Source organism: Leucobacter sp. M11, assembly GCF_035726885.1.
GTDB lineage: Bacteria > Actinomycetota > Actinomycetes > Actinomycetales > Microbacteriaceae > JAPFRB01.
Genome location: NZ_JAPFRB010000006.1, coordinates 23,980 through 29,670 on the forward strand (window position 1 = coordinate 23,980; position 5,691 = coordinate 29,670).

Sequence of the window (5,691 nt, forward strand, 5' to 3'; positions counted from 1 at the left end):
GGGCGTGGGCGGGCGGGCCTTCATCCTCACCGGCATCGCCGTCGGCGCGATCCTGTCCTCCGCGAACAGCTGGCTCGTCTATCGGACCGACACGGCCACCGCGACGGTCGGCTCCGCCTGGGGCGCGGGCACCCTCGACAACACCCGCTGGGCGCACCTGTTCCCGGCGCTTGCGGCGCTGGCCGTCGTCGCGCTCGTGACGGGCCTCATTACCCCGAAGCTCCGGATCCTGGCGCTCGGCGACGACCTCGCCAACGCCCTCGGAATGCGGGCGTCCCGGGTGCGCGCCCTCTGCGTGCTCTGCGCGGTGGCGCTCACCGCAATCACGACCGCGGCCGCGGGCCCGATCATGTTCGTCGCCCTCGCCGCGCCCCACCTCGCGCGGACCCTGCTGCCCCGGTCCGCCCCGATCCTGGCCGCGGCCCTCACGGGGGCGGTGCTGCTGAGCGGGGCGGACTGGCTCGCCGCGCACGCCTTCGCGCCGACCCAGGTCCCCGTCGGGGCCGTCACCGTGAGCCTCGGCGGCGCGTACCTGACCCTGTCGATCCTGGTTCGGAAACGCTGAGGCGGCCCCCCGCCGCGCCCTCGCTCAGCCCCGCGAGGCGCAGCTGCAACCACAGCGTCAGGGTCCGGTCGGGATCGTTCAGGTCGATGCCGAAGCGGCTGGTTGCCTGGCGCATCCGGTAGCGGACGGTCTGCTCGTGCACGCTCAGGCGCTCGGCGACGCGGGGCGCGCTGCCGCGCTCCTCGAACCAGGCGAGCAGCGTCTCGCGCGTCTCCTCCTGGCCCTCGGCGAGGAGCTCCGCGGTCTCGGGCAGCACCAGGTCGCCGCCGCGGAGGGCGTCGGCGCACGCGAGCAGGACCAGCTGGGGCTGCACCGTGTCCGGGGTGGCGACGGGCAGGCGGAGCGAGCGGGCGCACTCGGCCACCCGGACCGCCCGCTCGTAGTCGGCCGAGAGGGAGCTGCTCGGCCGCCTCGGGTCGCTGAGCCCGCAGTGGCTTTCCCGGCCCGTGAGTCGGAACAACTCCGGCAGGAGCCGCTCCAGCGAGCGGGCGACGGGGGCCGTGGCCGTGCTCGGCACGAGCGCGACGACCTTGCCGTCCATGACGGAGCAGATGCTGCCCGGGACGTAGACGGAGAGGTGCCGAGAGACGGCGGAGCGCAGCTCGCTGAGATCGCCCTCCAGCGCCTGGCCGCTGTCGATCGCGAGGACGAGGCAGCTCTGCTCCGGACGGATCCCGAGCACCGTCGAATCGTTCTCCTGCGGCGTCCCGGAGAAGAGCCGACGCAGCGCGGTCTCCTTCGAGCGCTCGTCGCCGTGGTCGAAGCGCCAGGCGTCCACGATGTACCCGGCCGCCAGCTCCGCGGCGCGCACGAGCACCTCCCGCTTCTCCGGGGGAATCGGGGTGCCGAGGTCGTCCCCGTTCGGGTCGATGACCCAGATGGAGCCGAGCGGGATGTTTCCCGCGCGCAGGGGCAGGGCGGCGCGCGGCGCGAACTCGTGTTCGGTCGGGAATCGGGAGATGCCGTCCGCGGCGAAGACCTGCCGATAGCGCACCTCGTTCAGCGGCCCGTCCGGGGTGCGCCGGGTGAGGATGCCGCTCGCCCGCAGGGGGTCGATGGCCTGCCCGGGGAGCGCGGAGTAGGCGAGGATGTTGCGCCGATGGTCCTCGATCGCGACCGAGCCCCCGAAGGCCTGCGCCACGTGATTGGCCACGGAAAACAGCCGATCGCTGGAGTTTGTGCCGAGCTGAAGCCCCGCCCCGTGCTCCCCGAGGAGGCGGCTGACGAGGGCATCGAATTCGCGCCAGCCCACGCCAGGGGCGAGCTCCAGGAGCGGCAGGTCGTGCCGGGCGCAGGCGCGGGCGAGGGCCTGCTCGTCCCCGCCCCGCGCGGACCGGGCGACGACCCCGCTCGCCTGACCCTGCCGGAGCGCCGCGCAGATCTGCTCGAGGCGATCCGGGCCGAGCTCCGCGTGCGCGGTCAGCAGGAGCAGCTGCCCGGTGAGCGGGTGCGACCCGAGGTCGGTGTCGTAATAGGTGACCCCGAGGAGCGCCAGGGGGCGCTCCGAACCGTGCACCTGGGTGAGCACGCCCTCCCCGAGCTGCTCGACGAGGCTGCGCAGCGGCAGGCCGGTCGAGAGGGGCAATAGCGATGAGTTCATCGATTTTGATAAGGGCATGGGTAAAGGTTATCGATCCCGATAGCTTTTCTGGTGCTTTTCCTTTCTACAGTCGGTACTGACGACACAAAGGAGTTGCGAAGTGGTAGCAAGCGGGTTCACCGATCCACGGTTTGAGTGGATCTTTCCACCGAATGCCCAGGTGCGCGCCGACGGCGTCCTCGAGGTCGGGGGCTGCTCGGTGCCCGAGCTGGCCGAGACCTACGGCACCCCGCTGTACGTGATCGACGAGCAGGGGCTCCGGGACCGGATGCGGGCCTACCGCGAGGGCCTCGCCGCTCGCTGGCCCAACAGCCAGGTCGCGTTCGCCTCGAAGTCGTTTCCGGTGCTCGCGGCCTACGCAATCGCCGCCGCTGAGGGGCTCGCGATCGACGTCGCCGGAGCGGGGGAGCTGCTGCTCGCCCTGGAGTCCGGCGCCCCGCCCGAGCTGATCCACCTGCACGGCAACGCGAAGAGCCAGCAGGAGCTCGTGCTGGCCGTGGACGCCGGGATCGGCGCGATTGTGCTGGACGGGGACGCGGACGTCGAGCGCCTCGACGCGCTCCTGACCCGCCCCCAGGACGTGCTCATCCGGATCATCCCCGGCGTGGACCCCCGCGTCCCCAAGGCGATCTCGACCGGGGGAGCCACCTCGAAGTTTGGCCTGCCGATCCCGCAGGCCAAGGAGCTCATCGCCCGGCTGGCGGCGCATCCCTTCATCAACGTGGTGGGTCTGCACCTGCACATCGGCTCCCAGGTCCTCGAGGTCGAGCCCTTCGAGCGGGCGGTCGAGGCCGTCCGCGAGCTCGGCGAGTTCGCCGTCTATAACATCGGCGGCGGCCTCGGCGTGGACTACAACGTGCGGCATCACGCCCCGAGCCTCGACGAGTACCTCGACGCGATCACCGCCGCCGCCCGCCGGGTGCTCCCGGAGGGCAGCCGCCTCATCATTGAGCCCGGCCGCTCGCTCGTGGCCCGGAGCGGCATGACCGCCTACCGCGTCAACAACGTCAAGCGCACGGGCGCGACCTTCGTCGCGGTGGACGGCGGGCTCGCCGACCAGATGAACGTCGCGCTCATGAACATGGAGTTCACGCCGCTCGTCGCCGACCGGGCGAACGCGGAGCCCGACACCGTCGCCCAGCTGGTCGGCCGGCAGTGCGAGTCGGGTGACCTGCTCGTCGACCGCGCCGAACTGGCCGCCCCCGCCCCGGGCGATACGATCGTCCTCGCCGCAACCGGCGCCTACGGCTACACGCTCTCCAACAACTACAACGGCGCGCTCAAACCCGCCGTCGTCTTCTGCGCGGGCGGCCACAGCCGGCTTGCCGTGCGTCGGCAGAGCTACGCCGAATTCCTCGGGCACCACGTCGGGCCCAACGAGGAGTCCTGGGCCACCGCCCCCTGATCCGAACCACCCGTTTTCCCCCTGTTTGACACGATTCCCCAAGGAAGAGGAACCACCATGAAGAACGTCATGAAGCTCTCAGCCGCCGCGGTGCTCGCCGCCGCGTTCGGGCTCACCGCCTGCTCCAGCGCCCCCGAGGCTCCCGCGCCGGCCCCCGAAGCCGCCGTCACCTCCGGCGTGGACGCGGCCGCCGAGGCGGCGCTGCCGGACGCGATCCGCGACGCCGGAGTGATCCGCGCCGCCGCGGGCATCCCCTACCCGCCGTTCATCCTCCTCGACGGCGAGGAGCAGAGCGGCCTCGACCCCGACCTCGCCCGGGCGCTCGGCGAGAAGCTCGGCGTCGAGATCAAGATCTCCCACCAGGCCTTCGAGACCGTCATCCCCTCGCTGCAGGCGAAGAAGTTCGACATCATCATGTCGGGCATGAACGACACGGTGGAGCGCGAGGGCACCCTGAACTTCATCGAGGAGATCTACGCCGGCTTCTCCATCGTCGTGAAGCAGGGCAACCCCGAGGGCATCAAGACGCTCGAAGACCTCTGCGGCCACCCGGTTGCGGTGCAGAAGGCGAGCGCGCAGCTCACCCTGCTGGAGGAGCTCGCCGACACCTGCGCGGCCGAGGGCAAGGGCGAGCTGGTCATCCAGCAGCTGCCGACGGCCCAGGACCCGCAGACCGCGCTCAAAGCCGGTCGGGTCGTTGCCTTCCCCGTTGACGCGCCGGTCGCCGCCTACACCGTGGCCACCGCGGGCGACGGCAAGGACTTCGAAAACGTGGAGGACCCGGAGCACCCCGCCGGCATCAACCCGGTGTACACGGGCATCGGCACGCTGAAGGAAAACACCGAACTGACCGAGGCGCTGCGCCTCGCGATGCAGGCGCTCATCGAGGAGGGCGTGTACCAGGACATCCTGGAGTCGCATAACCTCGGCCACCTCGCCACCGAGCGCGCGATCGTCAACGGCGCCTCCACGGAAGGCTAACGACAGCCATGACCTCCGCAACAACCACGAACCCGGCGCAGGATCGGAGCTTCGACATCGAGGCGCTGCCGCTGCGCCGCCCCGGGCGCTGGATCTGGGCCGCTGTCCTGATCCTGATCGCCGCCTGGTTTGTCCAGGCGCTCTGGACCAACAAGAACATCGACTACTCGGTGGTCGGCCAGTACCTGTTCAACCCCGAAATCGTGTCCGGCGTCGGCACGACGCTGCTGATCACCGCGATCGCGATGATCATTTCCACGGTGCTCGCCGTGGTGCTCGCCGCGATGCGGCTGTCCGGGAACCCGGTCGCGGTCGTGTTCTCCTCGTTCTACGTGTGGCTGTTCCGGGGCACCCCGCTGCTGGTCCAGATCGTGATCTGGGGCTACTTCGGCCTCATCTTCGAGCAGATCCGCCTCGGCATCCCCTTCACTGACATCGTGTTCTGGGAGGTGGACACGAACGTCCTGCTCACGGCCTTTGTCGCGGGCATCCTGGCGCTGACGCTCAACGAGGCCGCCTATTCCGCGGAGATCGTCCGCTCCGGCATGCTCTCGGTGGACTCCGGTCAGAAGGAGGCGGCGGCGTCCCTCGGCATGAGCCCCTTCCACACCTTCGTGCGGATCCTGCTGCCGCAGGCGATGCGCGTGATCATCCCGCCCCTCGGCAACGAACTCATCTCGATGATCAAAAACACCTCACTCCTGTCGCTCATCGCGGTCATGGAGGTCTACACCCGGGCCACGCAGATCTCGGCGCAGAACCTGAAGCAGGTCGAGCTCCTGATCGTGGTCAGCATCTGGTACCTGCTCATCGTCTCGCTGCTGTCGATCCCGCAGTACTTCCTCGAGCGGCACTTCGCCCGGGGCATCGAGCGGAACGCCCCCGCGTCTCCGCTGGAGCGTGCGAAGCAGATGACGGGCGCGATCGCCGTGCAGTTCCAGGGGAAGAAGAAGGGAATCCGGAAATGACCGAACTCAGCGATTCCGCGCTCGTCCAGCTCCGCGGGGTGCGCAAGCGCTTCGGCAGCCTCGAAGTGCTCAAGGGCATCTCGATGGACGTGCACGCCGGCCAGGTCTCGGTGCTGCTCGGCCCCTCGGGGTCTGGGAAATCGACGCTGCTGCGCTGCATCAACCACCTGGA

The 5,691-nt window shown here is 70.1% G+C and carries 5 protein-coding genes and 1 pseudogene; 5 read left to right on the forward strand and 1 reads right to left on the reverse strand.

Annotated features, from left to right (window positions below):
• Positions 1-565 (forward strand): iron chelate uptake ABC transporter family permease subunit (locus OOT08_RS17140; RefSeq protein WP_325094062.1); only part of this gene is annotated, 565 nt, incomplete at its 5' end.
• Here the strand turns inward: OOT08_RS17140 and OOT08_RS17145 are convergent.
• Positions 507-2,183: a PucR family transcriptional regulator gene (locus OOT08_RS17145; RefSeq protein ID WP_325094064.1), complete on the reverse strand. Its 1,677-nt coding sequence runs from the start codon at positions 2,181-2,183 to the stop codon at positions 507-509. The genes OOT08_RS17140 and OOT08_RS17145 overlap by 59 nt on opposite strands.
• An 82-nt stretch (positions 2,184-2,265) precedes the next feature.
• Between OOT08_RS17145 and lysA the strand changes: the two genes are divergently transcribed.
• The 4 genes and pseudogenes from lysA to OOT08_RS17165 form a co-directional block, all read left to right on the forward strand.
• Positions 2,266-3,570 carry a diaminopimelate decarboxylase gene (gene lysA / locus OOT08_RS17150; protein WP_325094065.1) on the forward strand — a complete coding sequence of 435 codons (1,305 nt, stop codon included), beginning with the start codon at positions 2,266-2,268 and terminating at the stop codon, positions 3,568-3,570.
• A gap of 57 nt (positions 3,571-3,627) precedes the next feature.
• A complete protein-coding gene (locus OOT08_RS17155; protein WP_325094067.1) occupies positions 3,628-4,551 on the forward strand; it encodes an ABC transporter substrate-binding protein in 924 nt (307 codons plus the stop codon).
• An 8-nt stretch (positions 4,552-4,559) separates the two neighbouring features.
• A complete protein-coding gene (locus OOT08_RS17160) occupies positions 4,560-5,519 on the forward strand; it encodes an amino acid ABC transporter permease (RefSeq protein ID WP_325094069.1) in 960 nt (319 codons plus the stop codon).
• A 5-nt stretch (positions 5,520-5,524) separates the two neighbouring features.
• Positions 5,525-5,691 (forward strand): annotated as a pseudogene (locus OOT08_RS17165) (ATP-binding cassette domain-containing protein); the annotation flags it as partial.

Coding starts and splice junctions, on each gene's coding strand:
- OOT08_RS17145 (WP_325094064.1), bottom strand. CDS start 2,183: ATGCCCTTATCAAAATCGATGAACTCATCGCTATTGCCCCTCTCGACC.
- OOT08_RS17155 (WP_325094067.1), top strand. CDS start 3,628: ATGAAGAACGTCATGAAGCTCTCAGCCGCCGCGGTGCTCGCCGCCGCG.
- OOT08_RS17160 (WP_325094069.1), top strand. CDS start 4,560: ATGACCTCCGCAACAACCACGAACCCGGCGCAGGATCGGAGCTTCGAC.